The organism is Burkholderia sp. Bp9140 (assembly GCF_003853425.1).
GTDB lineage: Bacteria > Pseudomonadota > Gammaproteobacteria > Burkholderiales > Burkholderiaceae > Burkholderia.
Window position 1 is genome coordinate 1 of sequence record NZ_QTPQ01000011.1, and the last position, 26,950, is coordinate 26,950.

A 26,950-nucleotide genomic window follows, 5' to 3' on the forward strand; every position below is an offset into this window, starting at 1 on the left:
TAGGCTTAAACATAGGCGGAAGACTACCTCAAAGTTTAAGCGTTACCTCGTGTCCGGTTTTCGCCGGGGCCGGCCCACCGACCAACGATCGTAGCTCGGCAAGCTTCGCATCGAACATAGGATGGGCCACAATTGAATCTTTGAAGTAGGCCAACCTCACGGGAGCAGCGGCGGCCTCTAATTCGCGCGGATACAAAACATCAGTGCGGGCCTTCGATCGTGTACCGGTACCCACGAACACCTCCTGTTTCCAGTTTCTCGAACGTCGACTCCATCGACACGTTGGGCGTTTTCACGCCAGTCGAACTGGCGGCCGGCAATGCAGACGCAGCCTCCGGCACCGTTTCGACCGACGCTCGATGCCCCGACGATTCAATCATTTCGCCGGCCAGGCGCGTTGTCTCGACCATTGACTTCAGGTGGGATACTTGGGTCCTACGGCACAAGACAAGTCGCTCTTCGGCCCGGGCCTGGCTCACGAAATCGGTTGCTTGTTCATCCAACTGCCAGCGGGTCGAATACATGGGAATCCACTCCCCGTCGACATGGGCATACGCGATTTCCGGTCTCAGCAAATGCATTTTGACCTCGACCCTTCGTTGGTGATAGCGCGTCAACTCCAGTCGAGGATTGCGATACCAGTCATAGTTCAATTTCAAACCGCGCTGTGCGTCAAGAACGCGTGTGGTGCCCCGAACGGTCGGAAATGCATGGGGTATGCAGTCTTCATAGCGCTTCAGACGATTGAGCCGCTCCCCGGTAATTTGTATGCCGCTCTCGTAGATCGATCGTGGCGATGCCAGCAACGTCCCATGACGCCGGGTATCGTATATTTCGAAAAAGAATTTCTCTAGGCCCTCATATAAGTCCGGCAACGTCAAGTTGGCCAATCGCGCAGGGTCTGTTTCTTGCGTCAATTCACGAACACATCGACGCATCTTCGTATTACCAGGAAGATTGTGAAGCAGCATCGACTGTGTAATACCAAAATGCCTCTCGATCACCGTGCCGTGTCGGCAAGCAGACGCGGGGCGACTCTTGGCTTCGACCCTCAGAAAGTCCAGCAAGCCGATGAAGTCCTTGGAGCCAAACTCCGCTCCGCCATCAAAGATCAAGGTCGACGGCACGCGTCCGAAGCGACGGATCATATCGAGGATGGCCGCCATGCAACTCAAATATCGCGGACTCAACAGGGAAAGATAGAAACCCAGAATTCGGCGGCTGTATGAACATATCAGCAACGTCAGATACGGGCGCCCCAACGGTTCGCCGGTCTCCATCGAGATTACGTCTATCTCCAGAGGTGTGTGATCAATGTGGACAAATTGCATCGGGTAGTCCCCATGAAGGGGCGTCTCTCGATTCATCGTCCAATACAGCGGTGTCACCTGATACGCGGCCTTCCTTCCGCGCCGTTTCCGCGCCACACGTGCGCCGTCTTCTCGTTTGATACGCTTCAGGAAGGTTTGCTTCGACACCGTTTCACCGATCTGCGCCAGTCGATCACAGAGCTCGGCGTACACAAACCATTTGGACTTCCCAGTTAGCGTCTCGTACTTTTCCTCGATCGTCTTGGCAATCAGCGCGTTGACCTCCGGCTTCACTTTCACGCAGCGATTTCCCCGTGCTGGCCAGCGCGGCAGGAACGCTGCCAACACGTCCGTTCCGTTTGCCAACGCTTTACGCTTCTTTTGAGCGTACTCGCGGTACGTCCGGTCAGTGTATTGCCGGACCGCTTCACTGCGCACCCCCGCCTCCCAAGCGGCCAACAGGTCTCGCATCTTCTGCGCATGCAATACTGCGCCGGTGGTTGCATATCGCCACGGCGAATCCAAGGCCAGTTGGGGGGGACCGTCAACGTCATCGATCAGTACAAGGGTTCCCGACGCATAGGCCCGTTCAACGAACGACTGCCGCAGTATAAGTGGCTCTCGGAGTTCGTCCGACTGAAGCAACACGTCGAGATCCCCGGACGCTGCTACGGTGTAAACCGTTCCGGCAAGGGAGATTTTCGTTCCAATGGACAACAATTCCCTACGCCAAGGTGGCAAACGCTCCGATGTAACTCGCGTGCTCGAACATCGATACACCTCAAGCGTGATCGTGTCCCGGAACACCATAAATCGATTGCAGTCCTTGACAAATGCACTCGACCAGTCAGATATCATTCTTCGGTTTGCCAGAGCCGAATAGAATTCATCCTTCGTTCGATGCGGAATCGCATCGAACAATTCTTCGAGAGTCGCGTATCCGTTCCAGCGAAAGAACTCGGCAATGTCCCGGTCGAAGCCCGGGTTGGGGCACATGCTGTCGAGCAAATAAGTCCGAAAGAAATCCTGGTTACGGCTTACTCTCTCGGACAATTCGTGGTCCGTTCGGATACGGTACGTCAGGCCCAAGCTGAGCGCTGCCTTCTCGAACGGAGGCGAGCGCGGTTGATCATCCCCGGCAACAATGCGACTGCCACCTTGCGTGACGAGCTTTTCTACACGACAGCACGGCAACCAGTCATCTAAATAAAGTCCCTCGGCTGTCATCACCAGGAACGACGGGGTATGGTTATAGCGTACTGTTCGCCCGTTCCTCCCCACGTACTGGACACATAGCGGAACCGCGGCGTCGAGATAGCCGAATATCTCGTCGTCAAACATGTAGTTGAGCGCGGCCCGGCGTTCAATGGCGTTGGCCACATTTACATGCATCCCCATTTTTGGACAGGGCAATCGACTTGGCGCGGCGTGAGGCGTTGGCACGATCCAGCGCGCGGGCTGCCGAAAAGCGTCGAGAATTTGCTCACGTGTCGCGGGTGGGGTATCCAACCGATCGAACAGCGAGTACAACATGGCAGGATCAAAGCGCAACATGATCACTCGCTTTTTACCGTCGCCACACACGCTACTTCAGCCCACTCCTCGCTGTTTTGCGCTACCTCGACCATCATGTCGAACCTCCTGTCGTGCGCGACGACTGGCCGATGCGCTTCCATTATGTTTCGGTGACACATTCGCCCGCGTTGCGGGGCTAAACCCTAGTCAGCGCATGCATCCACAATAGTTGACGCAATCAGCAGACACGCAGATCCGACACGCTAATTTGTAACAATTTGCGCAATTTGTAAGCGCCAGTGAACCAATTCCTTTCCATAAGGCCGGTTTTATGAGTTCCACCACACTGATCTTCAAGGACACGCTGCTCGGCCTCGTCGCCGGCGTGCAGCTGTCGTCGAACGACATGCTGCGGATCGGCGACTGGATCACGATGCCGTCGGCCGGCGCGGACGGCACCGTCATCGACATCACGCTGAACACGGTCAAGGTCGCGAACTTCGATCACACGATCATCACGGTGCCGACGTGGAAGCTGATCACCGAGAGCTACCAGAACTGGCGCGGGATGACCGAAGCCGGCGGGCGCCGCATCAAGCGCGCGCTGTTCGTCGACGCGACGAGCGTGCGCTTTCTCGGCAACGACGAGATCGAACGGCTCGAACGCCTGACGCTGCTGAAGGACTACCTGGAAGACAAGGTCGACGCGATCGCGCAATGGAACGGCACGCTCGGCGCGGCCGGCGAATGCCCGGCGAACCGCCGCCAGTTGACGAATCTCGGCACGTTCCGCGCGTACGTCGCGAACTACCTGAAGGGCCATCCGCGCATCCGCCGCGACATGACGTGCATGGCGCGCCAGCTGCCGCTGACCGCCGAAGGCATTCCGCTCGAACTGTACTGCTTCACCGACACGACGTCCTGGGTCGACTACGAGACGATCCAGGCCGACCTGTTCGATCACCTGATCGCGGTGCTGCCTGAATTCGGGCTGCGCGTGTACCAGCACCCGTCGGGCTTCGACATGCGGCGGATGGCCGGCACGGCGCAAGCCGAGCTGCAGGCGCCGCACGCGCGGTAATGCTACCCGCGGCGGCCTGCGACGGGCCGCCGCCCGCAGCCGCGTATCGCGGCGCGCGCGGCGCCGCTCACCGCCCCGCGCACTCGGACGCGAGCCGCCCCAGCACCTTCAACGCGTCCTCGATCTGCCGCGACCACGGATAGCTGTAGTTGAGCCGGATGAAATGCCGGTAATCGGCGCTCGCCGAGAACATGTGGCCGGGCCCGACCGTGATCCCTTGCGCGAGCGCGAGCGCATACAGCTTCATCGCATCGACCCGCGACGGCAGCTCGACCCACAGCACGTACCCGCCCTGCGGCTGCGACAGCCGCGTGCCTTCCGGGAAGAAACGCCGCACCATCGCGCTCATCAGGCTCGCCTGCTGCGCGTACTGCTTGCGCATCCGCCGCAGGTGAAAATCGTAGCCGTCGTGCTTCAGGTATTCGGCGATCGCGAGCTGCTCGATCGCGGGCGTCGCGAGCGTGTTCAGGAATTTCAGCTTCTCGACCTGGTCGCGGTAGCGGCCCGGCATCGCCCAGCCGATCCGGTAGCGCGGCGACAGGCTCTTCGTGAACGACGCGCAATGCAGCACGAGCCCGTCGCGGTCGTACGACTTCAGCGCGCTCGGCGTCGCGTCGCCGAAATGCAGTTCGTGATAGACGTCGTTCTCGATCGCGGGCACGCCGTGCTTCGCGAGCAGCTCGACGAGCGCGCGCTTGCGCGCATCGGGCATCTGGAAGCCGAGCGGATTCTGGAAATTCGGCATCACCATGCACGCGGCGATACGCTCGCGCCCGAGGATCCGTTCGAGCGCGTCGAGATCGATGCCGTCGCCCGGATGCGTCGCCACCTCCAGCGCACGCATGCCCATCCGCTCGATCGCGTGCAGCATCGCGTAGAACGTCGGCGACTCGACGGCGATCGTGTCGCCCGGCCGCGCGACGGCCTGCAGGCACAGGTTGATCGCCTCGGTCGCGCCGATCGTCATCACGATCTCGCCCGGCTCGACCGCGATCCCGCGCTCCGCATAGCGGCGCGCGATCTGGCGGATCAACTCCTGGTTGCCGGGCGGCAGATCGTCGATCACGCCCCAGCGCGTGCGGCGGCGGCCGATCGCCTGCGCGTAGCGCGCGAGGCGCTGCACCGGGAACTGCGACGCATCGGGATACGGCGAGCCGAGCGGCACCGCGTCGTCGCGCGCGATCGAGCGCAGCGTCGACAGCACGAGCCGGCTCACGTCCACGGCCGACGGCTCGGCGGCCGGCGCCGACACGTGCAGCTCGGCCTCGGCCGGCGCCGACGCGCGCGCCCGCACGAAGTAGCCCGATTGCGGCCGGCTCTCGATCAGGCCGCGGCTCTCCAGCACGAGATACGCGCGCAGCACGGTCGTGACGCTGAGCTGCTGCTGCCGGCTCGCCTGCCGCACCGACGGAATCCGCTCGCCGGGCCGGTACACGCCACGCTCGATCTGCGCCTGCAGATCGTCGGCCAGTTGTTCGTAACGCTTCACGCGCCTCCCTTTCAACTTCCCTTCAACAACACAGTTGCGATCCGCACTGCCTGGATGGCCGCAACTGTACTCTTTTTTGAAGTGACCAGGTGTACATACAGCCGGGCGAGCGCGCCGCGTACTCTGCACGCATCGACCCCGACACCCGCTGCACCATGAAAAAGAAATCCGCCACCGCGCGCATCGAACCGTATCACCACCCGGCCGCCGGCTGGGGCGCGCTGAAAGCCGTCGCGATCAACCTGATCAAGGAAAAGGTCACCGGCGGCAACTACCGCACGCTGCTGCGCCAGAACCAGCCGGACGGCTTCGACTGCCCGGGCTGCGCGTGGCCCGACCGCCAGCACGCATCGACGTTCGAATTCTGCGAGAACGGCGTGAAGGCCGTGGCCGCCGAAGCGACGAGCAAGCGCGTGACGCCCGAATTCTTCGCCGCGCATACGGTCACCGAGCTGCTCGAACAGTCGGATTTCGCGCTCGAACAGCACGGCCGCCTGACCGATCCGATGGTGTACGACGCGCGGACCGACCGCTACGTGCCGATCGCCTGGGACGACGCGTTCGAACTGATCGCGCGCCACCTGCGTGCACTGCCGGACCCGAACCAGGCCGCGTTCTACACGTCCGGCCGCGCGAGCAACGAGGCGGCGTTCCTCTACCAGCTGCTGGTGCGGCGGTACGGCACGAACAACTTCCCCGACTGCTCGAACATGTGCCACGAGGCGACGAGCCGCGGGCTGCCTGTGTCGGTCGGCGTCGGCAAGGGCACCGTCACGCTCGACGATTTCGAGCATGCGGACATGCTGCTGATCTTCGGCCAGAACCCGGCCACCAACCATCCGCGAATGATGGGCGAGCTGCGCGAATGCGCGAAGCGTGGCGCGACGATCGTGTCGATCAACCCGCTGAAGGAACGCGGGCTCGAGCGCTTCGCCGATCCGCAAAGCCCGCTCGAGATGCTGACGATGTCGGGCACGAAGATCGCATCGACGTTCGTCCAGCCGACGATCGGCGGCGATTTCGCGCTGATCAAGGGGATGGCGAAGCGCGTGCTCGAACTCGACGATGCCGCGCGCGCCGCCGGTGCGCCGCGCGTGCTCGACACCGCGTTCATCGGCGAGCACACGACCGGCTTCGACGCATTCGCCGACGACCTGCGCAACGAGAGCTGGTCGGCGCTGACGGCCGAAAGCGGCGTGCCGTACGAGCAGATCGACGGCCTCGCGCAGCGCTATGCGCGCAGCGAGCATGTGATCGCGACGTGGGGGATGGGCATCACGCAGCACAAGCATTCGGTCGCGACCGTGCAGATGCTGACGAACCTGATGCTGATGCGCGGCAACATCGGCCGGCCCGGCGCGGGCCTGTGCCCGGTGCGCGGCCACTCGAACGTGCAGGGCAACCGCACCGTGGGCATCGAGGAAAAGCCGTCGCAGGCGTTCCTCGACCGGCTCGGCCACGTGTTCGGCTTCGAGCCGCCGCGCCACCACGGCTACGACGTCGTCGAGACGATCGAAGGGATGCGCGAAGGCCACGTGAAGGTGCTGATCGGTCTCGGCGGCAACTTCGCGATGGCGACGCCCGACACGCCGCGCACGTGGGAAGGCATGCGCCGCTGCGATCTTTCCGTGCACATCACGACGAAGCTGAACCGCAGCCACCTGATCCACGGCCGCGATGCGCTGATCCTGCCGACGCTCGGCCGCACCGAGATCGACCTGCAGGACAACGTGCCGCAAGGCGTGACGGTCGAGGACTCGATGAGCATGGTCCACGTGTCGTACGGGATGAACCAGCCGGCTTCCTCGAACCTGATGTCGGAGCCGGCGATCGTCGCGCACATGGGCCACGCGCTGTTCGGCAGCGGCGAGATCGACTGGCTCGCGTACAAGGACGACTACGCGACGATCCGCGATGCGATCGAAGCGACCGTCGACGGCTTCCACGACTACAACGCGCGCATCGCGCGGCCCGGCGGCTTCCACCTGCGTGTCGCGTCGCGCGACCGCGAATGGCTGACGCCGACGGGCAAGGCAAACTTCATCGCGCACGCGCTGCCGACCGACACGCCGATCCAGCGCGCCCGCGCGCTGCACGGCGAGCGCCTGATGACGCTGATGACGACGCGCTCGCACGACCAGTACAACACGACCGTCTACGGGCTCGACGACCGCTATCGCGGCGTGTTCGGCCAGCGCCGCGTGGTGTTCGTCAACCGCGACGACCTCGCGATGCTCGGCCTGCAGGCCGGCGACCGGGTCGACCTGGAAACCGTGTGGCACGACGGCATCGCGCGGCGCGCGGACGGCTTCCTGCTCGTCGAATACGACATCCCGCGCGGCTGCATCGGCGCGTACTACCCGGAAACGAACCCGCTGGTGCCGCTCGACAGCGTCGGCGACGTGTGCAACACACCGACGTCGAAGTCGGTGCCGGTCCTGCTGCATCGCGCGGCCGCGCCGGCGGCGTCTGTCGCCTGACGGAGCGCGGCGATGATCGTTCGGCCGCGCGAGCACTGGCTGCGGATGCTGCTCGTCTGGAACGGGTCGGTGCTGCCGACCATCCTGCCGCAACTCGTGCTGACGCTCGCGATCAGCCTCGTCGCGGTGTGGGGCGGCGGCCGCGTGCTCGGCGAGAAGGTGCCGCTGAACCCGACGCCGTTCACGCTGATCGGCCTCACGCTCGCGATCTTCGCGGGGTTTCGCAACAACGCGAGCTACGAACGCTACCGCGAGGGCCGGCAGCTGTGGGGCGGCGTGCTGACCGCCACGCGCACGCTGGTGTCGCAGACGCTCTGCTACGGCGCGATCGACGACGACCACGCTGCGCGGCGGGCGTTCGTGCGCAAGGTCGTCGCGTTCGTCCATGCGCTGAAGCACCAACTGCGCGGCACCGATCCGGCGGCGGACCTGCGCGCGCTGCTCGACGGCGCTACCCATGCGCGCATCGTCGCCGCCCGGTTTGCACCGATCGCGATCGTCCATGAACTGCGCGAAGCATTCGCCGCACGCGCCGACGCGGGCCGCCTCGCCGATACGCGACTGTGGATGCTCGACGCGCGCCTCGACAAACTCGTGTCGATGGTGAGCGGCTGCGAACGCATCGCATCGACGCCGATCCCGTTCTCGTACGACGTGCTGCTGCACCGGACCATCTACGCGTACTGCGTGCTGCTGCCGTTCGGCCTCGTCGACTCGATCGGCGCGGCGACGCCGTTCGTCACCGTGTTCGTCGCCTATACGCTGATCGCGCTCGACGCAATTGCCCATGCGATCGCCGAGCCGTTCGGCGACGGGCCGAACCACCTCGCACTCGATGCGATGACGCGGACGATCGAGCGCACGCTGCTCGAACTGAACCGCGAGCCGCTGCCGGATGACGTGAAGCCCGGCCCGGCGTATCGGCTCACCTGAGTCCGACTCCAACGCGTCGGTCGATTCGCAGGCGGCCGTGATGGGACTGAACGACATTTTCTCGTGTCGGCGATCATCTTCATTGCGATCATTCCGCCGATCCTGGTCACCAAGCCGTCGCGCTCGTGCGCCAGCGGGCGCCTGTTGTTGTATCGAATCGTTTCAGCAGGCCGTACGCGTCAAGTGCCGCGGGTATACTCCGACGTCATCCGCCACCCGCATCGACCGCCAAAATCGGCACGGTTCCGGCGGTTTCGTCGCGAAGCTCCGCGTTTCGCGTACCCCGCGCCCCAGCCTCGACACGAGACACACGACGATTCCGATCATGAAACGATTCCTGCTGCTCCTTCCCGCCGCCCTGCTCGCCGCCTGCGGTTCCGCACCCTCGACCGACTCGGCCGCGTCCGGCTCGGCGCCGATGATCTACGTGTCGTCGGCGCGCCCGGCCCACGCGATCGCCAACTGCCTCGACAGCCGCCTGTCCGGCACCGAGCAGTCGCAGCACAATGGCGTGACCGACATCACCGTCGGGTCGCGCTCGTACTTCGTCACGCTCACGCCGTCGGGCCACGGTTCGGTCGTCAAGGTCGTGCGCGGCTCGGGCAGCGAGCCGGCCGAGGAAGCGATGCGCTTCGCGATCGCGCGCTGCGTGATCTGAGCGCCGCCGCCGCCGGGCGCCCCCGCCCTGCCCGCAAGCCGCACCGCGGGCGCCGTCATGCGCGCCCTTCGAATATTTTCATCCGGGCCGCGGTCGATGAGAGAATCGCACCACGATTCCTTTCTCATGGAGCCCGCATGAAGCATCTGCTGTCCCGGTTGTTCGTCAGCGCCACGCTCGTCGCCCTCGTTCCGGCGCTGCCGGCGCAGGCCGCGACGCCGCCCGGCATTTTCGTCGTCGCCACCCAGCTCGGCGAATTCACGACCCTCGATCCGAGCGAAATCTACGAGCTCGTGCCGTCCGAGTACGTCGCAAACACCTACGAACGGCTCGTGCGGGTCGACCTGAAGGACCCGACGCGCTTCGACGGGCAGATCGCGCAATCGTGGTCGGTCGGCGCCGACGGCATCACCTACACGTTCAAGCTGCGCCCGGGCCTCGCCTTCCATTCCGGCAACCCGGTCACCGCCGACGACGTCGCGTGGTCGCTGCAGCGCACCACCCTGCTCGACAAGGGCCCGGCCGGCGTGCTCGCCGATCTCGGCCTCACGAAGGCGAACGTGATGCAGAAGGTGCGCGCGGTCGACCCGCAGACCTTCGTGCTCGAAACCGACCGCAAGTACGCACCGAGCTTCGTGCTCAACGTGCTGAGCGCATGCCCGGCGTCGGTCCTGGACAAGAAGCTGCTGATGTCGCACCAGCAGGGCAACGATTTCGGCAGCGGCTGGCTGAAAACCAACGACGCGGGCTCGGGCCCGTACCAGCTCGTCAAGTGGACGCCGAACGAAAGCATCGTGCTGCAGCGTTTCGACAAGTACCGCACGCCGTACCCGATGAAACGCGTCGTGCTGCGCCACGTGCCCGAGGCATCCGCGCAGCGGCTGCTGCTGGAAAACGGCGACGCCGACGCCGCGCGCAACCTGAGTCCCGACAGCCTCGCCGCGCTGACCAAGGCCGGCAAGATCAAGGTCGCGTCGTGGCCCGTGTCCGCGCTGCTGTACCTGAGCCTGAACACCAGGAACCCGAACCTCGCGAAACCCGACGTGCAGCAGGCGATGAAGTGGCTCGTCGACTACGACGGCATCCAGCACAACATCGTCAGCACCACCTACAAGGTGCACGAGACCTTCCTGCCCGAAGGCTTCCTCGGCACGCTGAATTCGAACCCGTACAAGCAGAACGTCGCGAAGGCGAAGGCGCTGCTCGCGAAGGCCGGCCTGCCGAACGGCTTCGACGTGACGATGGACATGCCGAACGACTATCCGTACATCGAGATCGCGCAGGCGCTGCAGGCGAACTTCGCGCAGGGCGGCATCCGCGTGAAGCTGATCCCGGGCGATGCGAAGCAGGCGATCGGCAAATACCGCGCGCGCCAGCACGACATCTTCATCGGCGAATGGTCGCCCGACTACATGGACCCGAACAGCAACGCGCGCGGGTTCGCATGGAATCCTGACAATTCCGACCAGTCGAAGACGAAGATGCTCGCGTGGCGCAACAGCTGGGACATTCCGCAGCTGACGAAGGACACCGAGGCCGCGCTCGTCGAGCCGTCGCCCGCGAAGCGCGCGCAGCGCTACGAGTCGCTGCAGAAGTCCGTGCTCGCGAATTCGCCGTTCATCATCATGTTCGAGAAGGTCGTGCAGGTCGCGACGCGCCCCGGCACGACCGGGCCGGAGATCGGGCCGATCAACGATCTCGTTTCCTACCGGACGTTGAAAAAGTAGGTTTGCGACACCGCCCGCGCGGCCGATCCGGGCTGCCGCGCGGGCGTCGTCGTCCCGCATGCCCTCCGGCCGCCGTTCAGCTGAGCGCCGCCCACACCAGATACGCGTTCAGCCCGACGATCAAGACCGTCGCCGCGCCCGCGACGATCCGCAGCGGCATGCGCATCGCGTAGTGCCCCATCACGTCCCCGCGCGCCGACAGCATCAGCAGCGCGATCATCGGCATCGGCAGCACGAAACTCAGCACGACCTGGCTCGCGATCATCGCGCGTGTGACGTCGCAGCCGAGCGCGACCACCGCGAACGCGGGCGCGATCGTCACCGCGCGCCGCACCCAGACCGGCAGGCGGCGCCGGATGAAGCCCTGCATCACGAGTTGCCCGGCCATCGTGCCGACCACCGAACTCGACACGCCCGAGGTCAGCAGCGCGACGAGAAACAGCACGCCGGCCGCCGGCCCGAGCACCGGGATCAGCGTGTGATACGCGTCGCCGATGTCGGTCATGCCGGGCGCGCTCGCATGGAACGCCGACGACGCCATCATCACCATCGCGAGATTCACGAACCCCGCCAGGCCAAGCGCGACGACGACCTCGCGGTTCGAGAACCGCATGAGCCGGCGCCGCTCCGTGTCGTCGCGCGGCGCGATGCGATCCTGCGTGAGGCCCGAATGCAGATACAGCGTATGCGGCATGATCGTCGCGCCGATGATTCCCACGGCGATCGTCAGCGCCGCATGATCGGGAATCTGCGGGACGATCAGATGGAACGCAGCCGCGTGCCAGTCCTGCGGCGCGATCAGCAGCTCGCCGAGATAGCACGCACCGATCACGCCGACCAGCGCCGCGATCGCGGCTTCCAGCGGCCGGAAGCCGCGCTTCTCGAGCGCGAGGATCGCGCTGGTCGCGAGCGCACAGGCATAAACGCAAATTATTCCTGTCAGAGATAACCAAAAAATATGTCTGCCACGAATAATTTGCCGCTGCCGTACATCGCTCCGCTGTCGTTGGGCATGCCAGTTCGACCCTATCACCTTCCGCCAAGCCATAGTTTTTATCTGCTGGCGCGAATGATTTTGGCTTTGTCAGATGGATGACATCGAATCATCCAATGACAAACATCTAACAGCCGGATGACCTGCGCGTTCGCCCATACCGTCGAATCCCGCTTTGCCGAGCTGACGCCGACCGCGAAGCGCATCGCGAGCTACATGCTCGCGAACCTCGACCGGCTCGGGCTCGAAACGGCCGACCAGATCGCGCAGCAGGCCGGCACCAGCGGCATCTCGGTCGGGCGCTTCCTGCGCAGCATCGGCTACCGGAATCTCGACGACCTGAAACGCGAGCTGCGCGGCGGCAGCGACCGCCCGTGGATGATCACCGATCGCCTCGACGAATATCGCCGCAGCACGGGCACAGACACGACCGCCAGCGACAGCAGCCGCAGCGACGGCACGCTTGCATCGTCGCTCGATCGCGAGCTCGACGCGATCCGCCACGTGTACCGGCTCGCCGAAGAACCGGTGTTCGCGCAGGTCGCGGACCGGATCGCGCATGCCGATGCCGTGTTCATCCTCGGCATCCAGTCGACCCGCGGCATCAGCAACGCGTTCAGCAGTTATCTCGAATACCTGCGCCCGCGCGTGTTCTATTCCGACGGCCAGTCGGGCTCGTACGTCGATTCGCTGAATTCCGAGTTCGAGCGGCCGTACTGCATCGTCACCGACACGCGCGCCTATTCGCGCAGCGCGCGCCGCTATTGCCAGGCGGCCGCCGAGCGCGGCCAGCCGTTCGCGCTGGTCACCGATCTCTATTGCCCGTGGGCGCGCGAATGGCCGGCCGACCTGCTGCAGGTGAAGACCGACGTCGGGCAGTTCTGGGATTCGCTCTCGCCGCTCACCTGCCTGTTCAACCTGCTGATCACCGCCGTGGTCGACCGCCTCGGTCCCGCGATCGACCGGCGCGTCGCGCGCAACCGCGAGCTGCAGCGCACGTTCGACCAATTCGAATCCTGAGCGAACCCGGACCGCCGATGAACCGCCACCGCCTCGTCGAAATCACGCCCGCCACGCATCACGTCGAGATCGATCTCGTCTATGCGACCGAGCGCAACCTGACCGGCAAGCCGATCTACCGCCACGCGCACTGCCTGCTGCTCGAGCCGGCCGAAGCCGCGCTGCGCCGCGCGGTCGACGTCGCCGCCCAGGCCGGCTTCACGCTGCGCATCTACGACGCGTACCGGCCGCCGCAGGCGCAGCAGGTGCTGTGGGATTTCCTGCCCGATCCGAACTTCGTCGCCGATCTCGGCCGCGGCTCGAACCACAGCCGCGGCACCGCGCTCGACCTGACGCTTGTCGACGCGAACGGCGAGCCGCTCGACATGGGCACCGCTTTCGACGAGATGGTGGCCGCGTCAGGCCACTTCCACGCGGGGCTGCCCGAAGCCGTGCAGCGCAACCGGCTGCTGCTGCTCGGCGTGATGCATGCGGCCGGTTTCGCGCATATCGACAGCGAGTGGTGGCACTACGAGCTGCCCGGTTCGCGCGCGTTGCCGCAGATCGACAACGCCGCGAGCGGCCCGTGGCGGCTGATGTAACGACGATGCATGTTCCCCTCACCGTTCACGTTCAACGACTTCAACGACAGATGGAGAAGCGCCCCATGAAACCCCTGACCTCCCGGCTCGTCGCGGCGCTGGCCGCCGCGTCCGTTCTCGCCGCCGTTCCGCTTCGCGCCGCACACGCTGAAACGCCGAAGGACATGTTCGTGATGGCCACGCTGCTCGACGAATTCACGACGCTCGATCCCGGCGAGATCTACGAGCTGGTGCCGGAGGAATACGTCGCGAACACATACGACCGGCTCGTGCGCGTCGACCTGCGCGATCCGTCGAAATTCAACGGCGATGTCGCGCAGTCGTGGACGGTGAGCCCCGACGGGCTGACCTATACGTTCAAGCTGCGCCCGGGTCTCAAGTTCCACTCGGGCAACCCGCTGACGGCCGACGACGTCGCATGGTCGATCCAGCGCGCGGTGCTGCTCGACAAGGGGCCGGCCGCCGTGCTGACGGGCATCGGCCTCACGAAGGCGAACGTCGCGGCGAACGTGAAGAAGCTCGACGACCAGACGGTGTCGATCACGACCGACCACAAGTACGCGCCGACCTTCGTGCTGAACGTGCTCGGCTCGTGGCCCGCGTCGGTGGTCGACAAGAAGCTGCTGCTGTCGCACCAGCAGGGCAACGACTTCGGCAACGCATGGCTGAAGACCAACGAGGCCGGCTCCGGCGCGTACAGGCTGGTCAAGTGGAGCGCCGGCGACAGCCTCGTGCTGCAGCGCTTCGACGGCTACCGGCTGCCGCTCGCGATGAAGCGCATCGTGCTGCGCCATGTGCCCGAAGCGGCGAGCCAGCGCCTGCTGCTGGAAAACGGCGACGTCGACGCGGCGCGCGACCTGAGCCCCGACGATCTCGCGGCGGTCGTGAAATCCGGCAAGGCGAAGGTCGCGGCATCGCCGCAGGCGACGCTGCTGTATCTCGGCCTGAACACGAAGAACCCGACGCTCGCGAAGCCCGAGGTGCAGGAAGCGCTGAAGTGGCTGATCGACTATTCGGGCATCCAGGCCAACGTCGTGAAGACGACCTACAAGGTGCACCAGACCTTCCTGCCCGAAGGCTTCCTCGGCACGCTGAAGTCGAACCCGTACAAGCTCGACGTCGCGAAGGCGAAGGCGCTGCTCGCGAAGGCCGGCGTGCCGAACGGCTTCCCGGTGACGATGGACGTGCGCAACGACTATCCGTACACGGAGATCGCGCAGGCCGTGCAGGCGAACTTCGCGCAGGCCGGCGTCAAGGTGCAGCTGATCCCCGGCGACAACAAGCAGACGCTCGCGAAATACCGCGCGCGCCAGCACGACATCTACATCGGCGAATGGTCGGCGGACTACATCGACCCGCACAGCAACGCGCAGGGTTTTGCATGGAACCCCGACAATTCCGACAAGTCGAGCTATAAAATGCTGGCCTGGCGCAACAGCTGGGACATCCCGCAACTGACGAAGGAGACCGACGCCGCACTCGCCGAGCCGACCGCCGCGCAGCGCGCGCAACGGTATCAGGCGATGCAGAAGGACATGCTCGCACGCTCGCCGTTCGCGATCATGTTCGAGAAAGTCGCGCAGGTCGCGACGCGGCCCGGCGTGAGCGGGCTCGACGTCGGGCCGATCAACGATCTCGTGTCGTACCGTAACCTGAAGAAGCCGTAAGATTCACCGCATGTCGACTCCCGCCTCCTCCCTCGAAGCACTGCGCACGCTGCCCGCGCGGCGCCCGGCCGTGCGCTGGGCACTGCGCGTGCTGCGCTGGGCGCTCACGCTCGCCGTCACGTTCACGGGCCTGCTCGCGCTGACGTTCGTGATCGGCCGCAAGGTGCCGATCGATCCCGTGCTCGCGATCCTCGGCGATCGCGCGTCGGCCGAGGCGTATGCGGCCGAGCGCATCGCGCTCGGTCTCGACAAGCCGCTCGTCACGCAATTCCTGATCTATGCGCGCGACGTGCTGCACGGCAATCTCGGCATGTCGCTGCTGACGTCGAACCCGGTGCTCGACGACATCCGGCGCGTCTTCCCCGCCACGCTCGAACTCGCGACGATCGCGACCTTGATCGGCATCGCGATCGGCGTGCCGCTCGGCGTCGCGGCCGCAGTGAAGCACAACCGGCCGATCGACCACATCGCGCGCTTCGTCGGACTGATCGGCAGTTCGGTGCCGGTGTTCTGGCTCGGCCTGATGGGGCTGCTGCTGTTCTATGCGCGGCTGCACTGGGTCGGCGGCCCCGGCCGGCTCGATCCCGTGTACGACGGCATGGTCGACCCGCGCACGGGCAGCCTGCTGATCGACTCGGCGCTCGCGGGCGAGTGGGACGTGTTCCGCAACGCGGTGTCGCACATCGCGCTGCCGGCCGCGATCCTCGGCTACTACTCGGTCGCCTACCTGAGCCGGATGACGCGCTCGTTCATGCTCGACCAGCTGAGCCAGGAATACATCGTCACCGCGCGCGCGAAGGGCCTGTCCGAGCGCCGCGTGATCTGGCGGCATGCGTTCGGCAACATCGCGGTGCCGCTCCTGACCGTGATCGCGCTCACGTACAGCAACCTGCTCGAAGGCTCGGTGCTCACCGAGATCGTGTTCGCGTGGCCGGGGCTCGGCTCGTACCTGACGGGCGCGCTGCTGAACGCCGACATGAACGCGGTGCTCGGCGCGACGCTCGTGATCGGCGCGATGTTCATCACCGTCAACCTGCTGACCGACGCGCTGTACCGCGTGTTCGATCCGCGTGCGCGCTGAGGGCCGCGTCGACATGAGCGCATCCACCCTGCTTCTTTCCCCGTCCATGCCGAAGGCCGTCCGAACATGAATGCCGAGCGTCTCACGCTGCGCGCGTGGCTTCTTTCCGATGCACCCGCGTCGCGCTCGCAGGCCGCGTTCGGCCTCGCGTACCGCCGCTGGCGCCGCTTCGCGGTCAATCCGCTCAACCTGTTCGGGCTCGCGATCCTGGTCGCGCTGATCGTCGTCGCAATCGTCGGCCCGCTGATCATGCCGCACGATCCGCTGCGCCAGGTGCTGTCCGACCGTCTGCTGCCGCCCGGCTCGGCATCGCACTGGCTCGGCACCGACCAGCTCGGCCGCGACATCCTCTCGCGGCTGATCGGCGGCTCGCGCCTCACGCTCGGCATCGCGCTGCTCGTCGTCGTGATCGTCGTGCCGATCGGTCTCCTGATCGGCACGACGGCCGGCTATTGCGGCGGCTTCGTCGACAGCGTGCTGATGCGCATCACCGACATCGCGCTCGCATTCCCGAAGATCGTGCTCGCGCTCGCGTTCGCGGCCGCGCTCGGGCCCGGCGTGATCAACGCGGTCGTCGCGATCTCGATCACCGCGTGGCCCGCGTATGCGCGGCTCGCGCGCGCGGAGACGATCCGCATCGCGCAGGCCGACTACATCCATGCGGCGCGGCTGCAAGGCGCCTCGGGCCCGCGGATCCTGCTGCGCTACATCGTGCCGCTGTGCATGTCGTCGGTGATCGTGCGCGCGACGCTCGACATGGCCGGCATCATCCTGACCGTCGCGGGCCTCGGCTTCCTCGGCCTCGGCGCGCAGCCGCCGAGCCCCGAATGGGGCTTCATGGTCGCGTCCGGCCGCAACGTGCTGCTCGACGCGTGGTGGGTCGCGACGCTGCCCGGCGCGGCGATCCTGCTCGTCAGCCTCGCGTTCAACCTGCTCGGCGACGGGCTGCGCGACGTCTTCGATCCGCGTCATGGAGCGTGACATGCCACTGAATTCCGTCAACGCCGCCGCGCCGCTCTGCGAGATCGACGGCCTGAAGATCGGGTTTCGCGGTCACGACGGCGTCGTGTCCGACGCGGTGCGCGACCTGTCGCTGACGCTCGCGCCCGGCGAGCGGCTCGGCATCGTCGGCGAATCAGGCTCCGGCAAGTCGCTGACAGGCCGTGCGCTGCTCGGCCTGCTGCCCGAGGCCGCGCGCTGGTCGGCCCGCACGATGCGCTTCGCGGGCCACGACCTGCTCGCGATGTCGGCGAGCGAGCGCCGGCGCCTGTGCGGCAGCCAGATGGGAATGATCCTGCAGGATCCGAAGTATTCGCTGAACCCGGTGATGACTGTCGCGAAGCAGATGGGCGAGGCGTTCCGGCTGCACGAGCCGGGGTTGCGCGGCCGCGCGCTGCGCGAGCGGATCGTCGATGCGCTCGCGGCCGTGCAGATTCGCGATCCGGCGCGCGTCGCCGATGCGTATCCGCACGAACTGTCGGGCGGCATGGGCCAGCGTGTGATGATCGCGATGATGGTGTCGACCGGTCCGCGCCTGCTGATCGCCGACGAACCGACGTCCGCGCTCGACGTCGCGGTGTCGATGCAGGTGCTCGCGGTGCTCGATGCGATGATCGCGCGACACGGCACGGGCCTGATGTTCATCAGCCACGACCTGCCGCTCGTGATGTCGTTCTGCGATCGCGTCGCGGTGATGTATGCCGGCCGCGTCGTCGAAACCTGCGCCGCGCGCGACCTGCGCGATGCGACGCATCCGTACACGCGCGGGCTGCTCGCGGCGAATCCGCCGCTCGCGAACCCGCCCGACGAACTGCCGGTGCTGCGGCGCGATCCGGCGTGGCTCGACGCCGCTTCGCCCGCGCCGTCATCGAACCCACCCCGGGAGGCCGCACGATGATCGACGTCGATCACGCCTCGATCCGTTTTCCGACCCGCACGGGCCATGTCGACGCCGTGCGCGATGCGAGCTTCGCGGTGCGCGACGGCGAGGTGTTCGGGCTCGTCGGCGAGTCGGGCTCCGGCAAGTCGACGCTGCTGCGCGCGCTGACCGGCCTCGTGCCGCTCGCCGGCGGCAGCCTGTCGATCGACGGACGGCCGGTCGGCGGCACGCCCGACCGCGCATTCCGCCGTCACGTGCAGATGGTGTTCCAGGATCCGTACGCGTCGCTGCATCCGCGCTTCACGGTCGACCAGACACTGCGCGAGCCGCTGTCGATTCACGGCATCGACGACGCCGACGCGCGCATCGCCCGCGCGCTGTCCGAAGTCGGGCTCGGCCCGGCGTTCCGCTTCCGCTATCCGCACCAGCTGTCGGGCGGCCAGCGCCAGCGGGTCGCGATCGCGCGCGCGCTGATCGTCGAGCCGCGCGTGCTGCTGCTCGACGAGCCGACCTCCGCGCTCGACGTGTCGGTGCAGGCCGAGATCCTGAACCTGCTGCGCCGCCTGCATCGCGAACGCAACCTGACGATGATCCTCGTGAGCCACAACCTCGCGGTGATCGGCTTCCTGTGCCAGCGCGTCGCGGTCATGCAGCACGGCGAGATCGTCGAACAGCTGCGGATCGAGGACGTGCGCGCCGGACAGGTCGCACGCGACTACACGCGCACGCTGCTGCGCGCGACCGAAGGCTATCGCCGCCTCGACCCGGCCATCGACGCGCCGGCGGCCTGACCCGCGGCGCACAACGAGATTGCAGCCGCGCGATCGCGCGAGCCTTCCCGGCATGACGTGATCGCGCGGCACGACATGCCGAGCGCCCTCGCCCACCACCCTCCCGTTATTTCAATTCCAGTCCGCTTCGAATAGCGCCGACCGATACCGCCGGCCCCCGATCGATTTCCGATGACGGGGGCCCGTGCGCTCGCGCGCCCCTCGCCCGCCGGCCCGCACGCCGCGCCCTGCCTGAATGCCGATCCCGGCAAAAACGATTTAGTACTTGTCCTATTAAAAACAAATATCACTTCGTACTTATCGTATTACAAACTCATTACATAACCGCGATAATTTCAACCGAAACGCGCCACCCGGATATTTAAATCCAATTCGCGCTTTCGAAAACCGACGTTTATTTGGAGATTTAAATATGCACATCATCAAGCGCAGCGCAATTCCGTTCCTGCTCGTCGTCGCGAGCGCAGCCGGTTCGTCCGCGGCCTACGCGGCGGACGGCACCATCAACTTCTACGGCAACGTCATCGCGTCGACGTGCAGCGTCACCGGCGGATCGGATCTCACCGTCCCGCTGCCGCCGGTCAGCACCACCGCGCTCGCCGATGTCGGCTCCGTCGCCGGCCGCAGCGCGCTCTCGCTGGCGCTCACGGGCTGCGCGGTCGGCGATGGCAACCCGGTGAAGGTCGGCGTCATGTTCGAAAACGGCACGAACGTCGATCAGTCGAGCGGCCGACTGACGATCGACACGGGCGCCAAGGCCGCCGAAGGCGTCCAGATCAACGTGCTGGATTCGCAGCAGAAGCCGATTCCGGTTGGCGCGCAAACCGGCGCGAGCACCGAGATGGCCACGATCGATGCCGACGGCAAGGCAAAGCTGAACTACTTCGCCGAGTACTACGCCGCGGGCGCCGTGAAGGCCGGCGACGTCAAATCGCGTGTCGAGTACTCGCTGATCTACCAGTAAGGACGCGTGCGCGGAGGTCGCCGCCCCGGCGATCTCCACGCGTCATGCCGTGCGGCGCGGCAAGTGCCGCTTCCGCCCGCTCCCTGCCCCAACGATCCGACTCTCCACGCCCATGAAACTGTTGAAGCTCTTCCGTACGCTGACCCTCGCCGTCACCGCGTTCGCGTCGCAGGCCGACGCGAGCGTCGTGATCGCCGGCACGCGCGTCATCTTCCCGTCCAGCGAGCGCGAAGTCACGATCCAGCTCACGAACGACAGCAAGCGTCCGGCGCTGGTGCAGGCATGGCTCGACGACGGCGACAGCCGCGCGCTGCCCGAGAACATCGACGTGCCGTTCACGCTGACACCGTCGATCTTCCGGATGGAAGCCGGCAACGGCCAGACGCTGCGTCTCGTGCATACCGGCGAACCGCTTCCTGCCGATCGGGAATCGCTGTTCTGGTTGAACGTGCTCGAAGTGCCGCCGAAGGCGTCCGCGACGGAGGACCGCAACCGCATCCAGTTGGCGTTCCGCTCGCGCATCAAGATCATGTATCGCCCCGCCGGGCTGGCCGGCAACGTGGACGACGCCCCCATGCAGCTCGACTGGCGCGTGGTGCGCGTCGACGGCGGCTACGCGCTCGAGGCCAGCAATCCGACGCCGTTCGTCGTCAATTTCGGCAACGTGCTGCTGAAGTCGGCCGGGCGCAAGCATGACGCCGGCATGGGCTACGTGCTGCCGCGCGGCACGCAGCGGTTCCCGATCAAGGATCTCGCCGGCGCGCCTGCCGCGGGCGCGACGGTCGAATTCGGCAGTATCAACGACTGGGGCCGCGCAACCGACATCGAACGTCCGGTCAGCGTCGCACCGTAACGCGATCGAGGCCGTCAACGCGCATCAACGGCGCGTGCCGGCCGCTTCACCTCTTTTCGTCCACCGTCGTTTGGCCGTCCAGACGACCGGCACGGACATCCCGGACTGACCATTCGCCGCCGCAGCGCCGCGCCGCACAACGCGCACGCCCGTGCGCCTGCACCCCGTCGAACGCGCCCGCTCGATCCGAAACCTTGTGGAGTACTGAGCATGATCCCGACTCGACTGCCGCGCCGCGGCGCGGCCGACATGCCACGCGTCAAGCCGATCCATCTGCTGGTGGCGGCCTGCGTCGCCGCGTGGTCCGCCGATGGCCGCGCGACGACACCGGCCGCCGCGGAAAGCACGCTCGCGCAAGTCGAGTTCGACGGCGCATTCATGCAGAACCGCCTGGGCAGGGATTTCGACGTGTCGCGCTTCGCCCGGCGCAACGTGACGGCGCCCGGTATGTACACCGCCGACGTGCATGTCGGTCCCGACTGGATCGGCCGCTACGACGTGCGCTTCGTGGCCGCGCCGGATTCGGGCGACGCGCGTCCGTGCTTCGACCGCACGCTGCTCGAGCGCGTCGGCGTCGATTTCGGCAAGCTCGCGCCGGACGTCGTCGCGCGACTGGACGGCGACGACGCCTGCCTGCGACTCGACGAAGTCGTGCCGGGCGCCGGTGCCGCATTCGACTTCACGCGACAGACGCTGCGGCTGTCGATCCCGCAGGCGTCGCTCGCGCGCAAGGCACGCGGCTACGTGAGCCCCGATCAATGGACCTCCGGCGAAACCGTCGGCCTGCTCGGCTACAACTTCAACCTCTACACGTCGAAGGCCAGCGGCCACACCGCGCAAACGCAAGGCTATCTCGGCCTGAACGGCGGCGTGAACATCGGCACCTGGCGCTTTCGCCACGAAGGGTCCTATTCATGGTCGTCGCGCGGCGAGAGCCGGTACCAGGGCCTCGCGACCTATCTGCAGCGCGACCTGCCGTCGCTGTCGTCGCAGCTCGTCATCGGCGAAAGCTACACGTCGGGCGAGCTGTTCGACTCGACGCAATTCCGCGGCGTGCGACTGTCGACCGACGACCGGATGCTGCCCGACTCGCTGCGCGGCTATGCGCCGGTGGTGCGCGGCATCGCGAACAGCAACGCGAAGGTGACGATCCGCCAGAACGACGTGACGATCTACGAGACGACGGTCGCGCCCGGCAATTTCGAAATCGACGACCTGTATCCGACCGGATACGGCGGCGACCTGCAGGTGTCGGTTACCGAAGCCGACGGCTCCGTGCACTCGTTCTCGGTGCCCTACGCCGCCGTGCCGATGTCGCTGCGGCCAGGCATCGGCCGCTACAGCTTCGTCGCCGGCACGCTGCGCAATCCTCACGGCTCGAGCCAGCCGCTGTTCACGCAGGCCACGTACCAGCGGGGCCTGACCAACCTGCTGACGGCCTATGGCGGCGTCACGCTCGCCGGCGGCTACGCGTCGGCGATGCTGGGCGGTGCGTTCAACACGACGTTCGGCGCGTTCGGCGCGGACGTCACGCATGCGCTGACCGCAATCCCGGGCGCGAAGCGCTACAGCGGTTCGAGCGTGCGCGTCAGCTATGCGAAGTCGGTCGAAACGACCGGCACCGACATCGCGCTCGCCGCATATCGTTATTCGACGGACGGCTATTTCGGCCTCGACGACGCGATGCAGGCGCGCGATGCCGCGCGCGACGGTCGCTCGACCCAGTCGCTCTGGCGTCAGCGCCATCGCGCATCGCTGGCGTTGACGCAGCGCCTCGGCGCGACCGGCGGGCGCATCAACGCCACGGCGTCCGCCGTCAACTACTGGAACCGCCCCGGCTCGGACGTCAACTACTCGGTCGGCTATACGAACCAGTTCCGCAACGTGTCCTACAGCCTGACGGCCACGCGGCAGCGCAATGCCGGCGGCGACATGAGCACGCTCTACTACGCCAGCGTCACGATTCCGTTCGGCCGCGAGCGCCCGATGACCGTCTCGGGCAACGTGTCGCGCGATACGCTCGGCCGCACCCGCTTGCAGTCGACGCTGTCCGGATCGCTCGGCGAAGACCATGCGCTGTCGTACAGCGTCAGCGCGAACCACGCGTCCGGACCGAATTCGTCCACGGACGGCAGCGCCAACGTCACGTACCGCACGCGCCTGGCGGAAGTCAGCGCCAGCGCGGGCGCGGGCACGGAGTTCCAGCAAGGCTCGCTCGGCGTGCGCGGCGCGCTGGTCGCGCACCGCGGCGGCATCACGTTCTCGCAGCCGGTATCCGAGACGTTCGCGATCGTCGAGGCGCCGGGCGCGGCCGGCGCGCGCATCACGAACGCGTCCGGCGTCAAGGTCGATGGCAGCGGCTACGCGGTCGTGCCGTACCTGACGCCATACAGCCTCAATACGGTCGCGCTCGATCCGAAGGGCATCTCGATGGATGTCGATCTGAAGGAAACCAGCCGGCAGATCGCACCGCGCGCCGGCGCGGTGCCGCTGATCCGCTTTGCGACCGCCACCGGCCGCGCGGCGCTCGTTCAGGCGCGCCAGGCCGACGGCACGCCGCTGCCATTCGGCGCCGCCGTGCACGACGAGACCGGCAAGGAAGTCGGCGTCGTCGGCCAGGCGAGCAAGATCTTCACGCGCGGGCTCAACGACAGCGGCTCGCTGACCGTGCGGTGGGGCGCCGATTCCGGCTCGATCTGCCGGATCGCGTACGACCTGCCCGTCGCGGAACACCGCCGGCAAGCGCCGGGCATTCAGACCGTGCAGAGCATTTGCCGGCCCGATTCGACGACCGCCGACATTCAGTAAGGAATCCCTATGTCCCACTTTCGCCAATCGTCCGTATTGACCCGACTCACGATCCCGGCAGTCATGGCGCGCACGCGCGACGCACGTGGCTGCGTTGCTCGCCACCCGTTTCGCCAGATTGCGGTCCCTTGGTCGCTTCTGCTCGCATGCGTCGCATTCTCGACCGACGCGGCCGCACTCTATGCGTTCGGACAGGCAACCGTTGCCAGCCCCGGGAACGCCACGCCCGGCACCGTCGTCGCGCGTCATTACTTCACACCGCAGGACGTTTGCGGCAAGAGCACCTGCGAGATCACGAGCATCGCGATGTATCCCAAAGGAAGCGTGTGGGTGTCCGACGGCCCCGACCTGGAAACCAACGTGTCCGGCCTGTCGACACGCATGATCGTCGACGGTAACGTCGCCGTCGCGTCGACGAAGACGACACTGCGCAACACGCTCGAAATCATGCTGTTTCGCGACAGCCGGCCGCCGCAGGACGGGTCGCTCAATTCGGGCTTGGCCAGCGCCTATTACACGATCTACTACAAGTCCGGCCTCCTCGGCGGGTCGAACCCGGTCAACCTGGCCGCCAAGGTCAGCTTCATCAACGGAACGTGCTCGATTCCCGATCAGACCGTCACGCTGCCGCCCGTGCAGCATCGCGAGTTCAACGGCGTCGGTTCGACCGCCGGCGCGACGGATTTTCAGGTGCAGTTGAACAACTGTCCGGCCGGTTACAACCGGATCGGCTATCAACTGACGCCGCTGGACGACGTGGTAGCCGGCACGCCCGGCGGGATGCAACTGCGCCCGGATGCCAAGGCCACCGGCGTCGGCATCCATATCGCCGATGCCACGACGGGCCAGCCGCTGGTGCTGCGAAAATCGCACACCGTGACGAACTACAACCAGGCCACCGGCGGATCGCCTTCGATTCGGCTCCGCGCGTCCTACCTGCAAACGGACGCGAAAGTCGGCGGCGGCTCCGTTCATGCCGCGGCGCAGGTTCTGCTCGACTATCAATGAACGACGGCGGCGCGCGCCCCGCAGCGACCTGCGCCACGTGACGCGGCGGCGTGCGATACTCGGCACGCCGCGCGCCGGTTTGCCGCCGCAGGGAACCCCGGCGCGCCGCACGAGTCCATTTCCTTTCGTCAACAGCTCAACAGCAATAGGGAGGCGTTCATGCTGCAATTCATCGAAACCCTGGTCGTCGGGCTCATCGTCGGCCTCCTCGCCCGTGCACTCAAGCCCGGCGACGACAAGATGGGCATCCTGATGACCGTCGTGCTCGGCGTCGTCGGCTCGCTGGTCGCGGGCTACGTCGGCCGCGCGGCCGGCTGGTACTCGCCCGGCCAGGGCGCGGGCTGGATCGCGTCGATCATCGGCGCGATCGTGCTGCTCGTGATCGTCGGCGCGGTGCGCAAGCGCGCGGGCTGATCCGCCGCCACACCGCTCCACGCCAAACGGCCGCTCGTCACTGAGCGGCCGTTTTCTTTGGCGCACCGCCCTTCGCCCGCGCACCGCCTCAGCGGCGCGTCAATTCGTTGACCTCACAACGACCTCGGGAACGACTGGCGCCGGACGACCGCCCGCCCGTTGCACGTACCACACCGGCATTACCCTGACTTGCTATCTCGAAAATACGGCATACATTGATTCTGGAAAAGCCGCGTTATTTTCTTATATCCCATATTTATGATTTTCGATTCAAGGGACTCGACGGATCTGCCGTTTACGCATACAGCATCGCAGCGTTGACGGACTGCCATTCAAGCGGCCCCGCTGCGACGCGCGTCCTCTCTGGAGCCTGTCATGAAGCATCGCCTGTTTGCCGCCTCGTTTGCCCTGGCTGCCTCGCTTCTGGCCTCGTCCTCGTCATTTGCCGCCGGCACGTCCGGCATCATCCACTTCACCGGCATGATCGTCGAGCCGCCGTGCTCGTTCGCGCTCGATACGGCCGACACCGTGCATGCGCACGTGCGCCCCGACTGCCCGCGCCCGGCGAGCGGGCAAGTCGCGTTCGTCGACGCGGCCAGCCTGCGCACGATCAAGACCGCCCGCTTTACGCAGGCCTCGCGCGCAATCGTTTTACCTGACCGTCCGGGCAACGCGCGTGCACCGATGATCGCTGTCGTGACCTACCAGTAAGACGTGTTGCCGGCGCTGTCGCGCGTCAGTCGCGATGGCTGGCGATCCAGTCGCTGAACGCGCGGATCTTCTGCTGGCTGCCGATGTTCTCGGGATAGACGAAGAAATAACGGGCGCCCGTCTCGAGCACGATGTCGAACGGCCGTTCGAGCCGGCGCGCGCTGACGTCGTCGTCGACGAGCGTCACGTCGCCGATCGCGACGCCGAAACCCTGCATCGCCGCGTTCGTCGCGAGATCGAGCGTGTCGAAGGTCGGCCCGCGCTCCGCGTCGACGGTGCGCTCGCCCGCATGATCGAGCCACGCGCGCCAGTCGCGATGGTCGCGCGTCGGATGCAGCAGCGTATGGCGCGCGAGATCGCCGACCGCATCGAGCGGCGCGGCCTGCCGCAGCTCGGGTGCGCATACCGGCGTCAACCGCTCGTCGAACAGCGGCAGCGCGAACACACCCGCGCCCGGTGACGTGCCGTAGACGACCGCCGCATCGAACGGCTCGGTCGAGAAATCGACGACGTGCTGCCACGCGGTCGTGATCTGCACATGGAGATCGGGATGCTCGCCCTGGAAGCGCATGATGCGCGGCAGCATCCAGCGCATCACGCAGGTCGGCACCTTCAGCGCGAGGTCGGTGCGCTGCCGCGTGAGCTTCATCGAGATATCCTCGATCCGCGCGAAGCTCTCGTTGACCACCGGCAGCAATTGCTCGCCCTCCGCCGTCAGCGTGAGGCCCTTTGCGTGCCGCTTGAACAATGGAAAACCGTAGTGCGCCTCGAGCGTCTGGATCTGCCGGCTCACCGCGCCCTGCGTGAGGCACAGCTGCTCGGCCGCACGCGTGAAGCTGCGGTGGCGGGCCACCGTCGAAAAGATCTGCAGCGCGTGCAGGGGCAGAAGTCGGCGCATGACGAAGCGGGTAAACCGGGTAAACGGATCGACCGCGCCGAAGAACGGCGCGGCAAGACCGCGCGCCGGCACCGGCGCGCGCTGACCG

Annotated in this window: 21 protein-coding genes and 1 pseudogene; 18 read left to right on the top strand and 4 right to left on the bottom strand. The window is 66.2% G+C overall.

What is annotated here, in order from left to right:
- Window positions 1-200 precede the first annotated feature (200 nt).
- Window positions 201-2,864, bottom strand: a complete 2,664-nt coding sequence (locus DIE21_RS11300; protein ID WP_124497780.1) for a DDE-type integrase/transposase/recombinase — start codon at window positions 2,862-2,864, stop codon at window positions 201-203.
- Window positions 2,865-3,165: 301 nt separating this feature from the next.
- On the opposite strand from DIE21_RS11300, the pseudogene DIE21_RS11305 reads away from it, so the two are divergent.
- Window positions 3,166-3,906 (top strand): annotated as a pseudogene (locus tag DIE21_RS11305) (mechanosensitive ion channel family protein); the annotation flags it as partial.
- Between the two features lie 67 nt (window positions 3,907-3,973).
- Here DIE21_RS11305 and DIE21_RS11310 read toward each other — a convergent pair.
- Complete coding sequence (locus tag DIE21_RS11310; protein WP_124497781.1) at window positions 3,974-5,395, bottom strand: PLP-dependent aminotransferase family protein; 1,422 nt, start codon at window positions 5,393-5,395, stop codon at window positions 3,974-3,976.
- A 155-nt stretch (window positions 5,396-5,550) separates the two neighbouring features.
- Here DIE21_RS11310 and DIE21_RS11320 point away from each other — a divergent pair, with 155 nt between their 5' ends.
- From DIE21_RS11320 to DIE21_RS11340, 4 genes are all read left to right on the top strand, one after another.
- Window positions 5,551-7,875: an FdhF/YdeP family oxidoreductase gene (locus tag DIE21_RS11320; protein WP_124497783.1), complete on the top strand. Its 2,325-nt coding sequence runs from the start codon at window positions 5,551-5,553 to the stop codon at window positions 7,873-7,875.
- 12 nt (window positions 7,876-7,887) lie between these two features.
- Window positions 7,888-8,808 (top strand): bestrophin family protein, encoded by a 921-nt coding sequence (locus tag DIE21_RS11325; RefSeq protein ID WP_124497784.1) that lies wholly within the window; start codon window positions 7,888-7,890, stop codon window positions 8,806-8,808.
- 325 nt (window positions 8,809-9,133) lie between these two features.
- Window positions 9,134-9,466 carry a sugar ABC transporter ATPase gene (locus DIE21_RS11335; protein WP_124497913.1) on the top strand — a complete coding sequence of 111 codons (333 nt, stop codon included), beginning with the start codon at window positions 9,134-9,136 and terminating at the stop codon, window positions 9,464-9,466.
- Window positions 9,467-9,603: 137 nt separating this feature from the next.
- On the top strand, window positions 9,604-11,193 hold the full coding sequence (locus tag DIE21_RS11340) for an ABC transporter substrate-binding protein (RefSeq protein ID WP_124497785.1): 1,590 nt from the start codon (window positions 9,604-9,606) through the stop codon (window positions 11,191-11,193).
- 76 nt (window positions 11,194-11,269) lie between these two features.
- Here the strand turns inward: DIE21_RS11340 and DIE21_RS11345 are convergent, their stop codons facing one another.
- Window positions 11,270-12,241, bottom strand: coding sequence for an Nramp family divalent metal transporter (locus DIE21_RS11345; RefSeq protein ID WP_409364631.1), 972 nt, complete (start codon window positions 12,239-12,241; stop codon window positions 11,270-11,272).
- An 84-nt stretch (window positions 12,242-12,325) separates the two neighbouring features.
- On the opposite strand from DIE21_RS11345, the gene sapR reads away from it, so the two are divergent.
- From sapR to DIE21_RS11410, 13 genes are all read left to right on the top strand, one after another.
- On the top strand, window positions 12,326-13,207 hold the full coding sequence (sapR, locus tag DIE21_RS11350; protein WP_124497786.1) for a sap1 transcriptional regulator SapR: 882 nt from the start codon (window positions 12,326-12,328) through the stop codon (window positions 13,205-13,207).
- Window positions 13,208-13,224: 17 nt separating this feature from the next.
- Window positions 13,225-13,788, top strand: coding sequence for a D-alanyl-D-alanine dipeptidase (gene ddpX, locus DIE21_RS11355; RefSeq protein WP_124497787.1), 564 nt, complete (start codon window positions 13,225-13,227; stop codon window positions 13,786-13,788).
- 65 nt (window positions 13,789-13,853) lie between these two features.
- Window positions 13,854-15,455 carry an ABC transporter substrate-binding protein gene (locus DIE21_RS11360; RefSeq protein ID WP_124497788.1) on the top strand — a complete coding sequence of 534 codons (1,602 nt, stop codon included), beginning with the start codon at window positions 13,854-13,856 and terminating at the stop codon, window positions 15,453-15,455.
- Window positions 15,456-15,465: 10 nt separating this feature from the next.
- On the top strand, window positions 15,466-16,536 hold the full coding sequence (locus DIE21_RS11365; protein WP_124497789.1) for an ABC transporter permease: 1,071 nt from the start codon (window positions 15,466-15,468) through the stop codon (window positions 16,534-16,536).
- 66 nt (window positions 16,537-16,602) lie between these two features.
- A complete protein-coding gene (gene nikC / locus DIE21_RS11370; protein WP_124497790.1) occupies window positions 16,603-17,517 on the top strand; it encodes a nickel transporter permease in 915 nt (304 codons plus the stop codon).
- Window position 17,518: 1 nt separating this feature from the next.
- Window positions 17,519-18,433 carry an ABC transporter ATP-binding protein gene (locus tag DIE21_RS11375; protein ID WP_124497791.1) on the top strand — a complete coding sequence of 305 codons (915 nt, stop codon included), beginning with the start codon at window positions 17,519-17,521 and terminating at the stop codon, window positions 18,431-18,433.
- Window positions 18,430-19,206 carry an ABC transporter ATP-binding protein gene (locus DIE21_RS11380; protein ID WP_124497792.1) on the top strand — a complete coding sequence of 259 codons (777 nt, stop codon included), beginning with the start codon at window positions 18,430-18,432 and terminating at the stop codon, window positions 19,204-19,206. Before DIE21_RS11375 ends, DIE21_RS11380 begins: the two co-directional genes overlap by 4 nt.
- A gap of 412 nt (window positions 19,207-19,618) precedes the next feature.
- Window positions 19,619-20,170 (top strand): fimbrial protein, encoded by a 552-nt coding sequence (locus DIE21_RS11385; protein ID WP_124497793.1) that lies wholly within the window; start codon window positions 19,619-19,621, stop codon window positions 20,168-20,170.
- A gap of 112 nt (window positions 20,171-20,282) precedes the next feature.
- On the top strand, window positions 20,283-21,023 hold the full coding sequence (locus DIE21_RS11390; protein ID WP_124497794.1) for a molecular chaperone: 741 nt from the start codon (window positions 20,283-20,285) through the stop codon (window positions 21,021-21,023).
- Between the two features lie 210 nt (window positions 21,024-21,233).
- Window positions 21,234-23,831 carry a fimbria/pilus outer membrane usher protein gene (locus DIE21_RS11395; protein WP_124497795.1) on the top strand — a complete coding sequence of 866 codons (2,598 nt, stop codon included), beginning with the start codon at window positions 21,234-21,236 and terminating at the stop codon, window positions 23,829-23,831.
- A 63-nt stretch (window positions 23,832-23,894) separates the two neighbouring features.
- The gene (locus DIE21_RS11400) at window positions 23,895-24,839 is read left to right on the top strand and encodes a fimbrial protein (RefSeq protein WP_260432426.1); all 945 of its coding nucleotides are present in this window, start codon (window positions 23,895-23,897) and stop codon (window positions 24,837-24,839) included.
- 159 nt (window positions 24,840-24,998) lie between these two features.
- A complete protein-coding gene (locus DIE21_RS11405; protein ID WP_124497797.1) occupies window positions 24,999-25,253 on the top strand; it encodes a GlsB/YeaQ/YmgE family stress response membrane protein in 255 nt (84 codons plus the stop codon).
- A gap of 375 nt (window positions 25,254-25,628) precedes the next feature.
- Window positions 25,629-25,964: a type 1 fimbrial protein gene (locus DIE21_RS11410; RefSeq protein ID WP_124497798.1), complete on the top strand. Its 336-nt coding sequence runs from the start codon at window positions 25,629-25,631 to the stop codon at window positions 25,962-25,964.
- A 25-nt stretch (window positions 25,965-25,989) separates the two neighbouring features.
- Here DIE21_RS11410 and DIE21_RS11415 read toward each other — a convergent pair whose 3' ends face one another.
- Window positions 25,990-26,862, bottom strand: a complete 873-nt coding sequence (locus DIE21_RS11415) for a LysR substrate-binding domain-containing protein (RefSeq protein ID WP_124497914.1) — start codon at window positions 26,860-26,862, stop codon at window positions 25,990-25,992.
- Window positions 26,863-26,950: the final 88 nt, after the last annotated feature.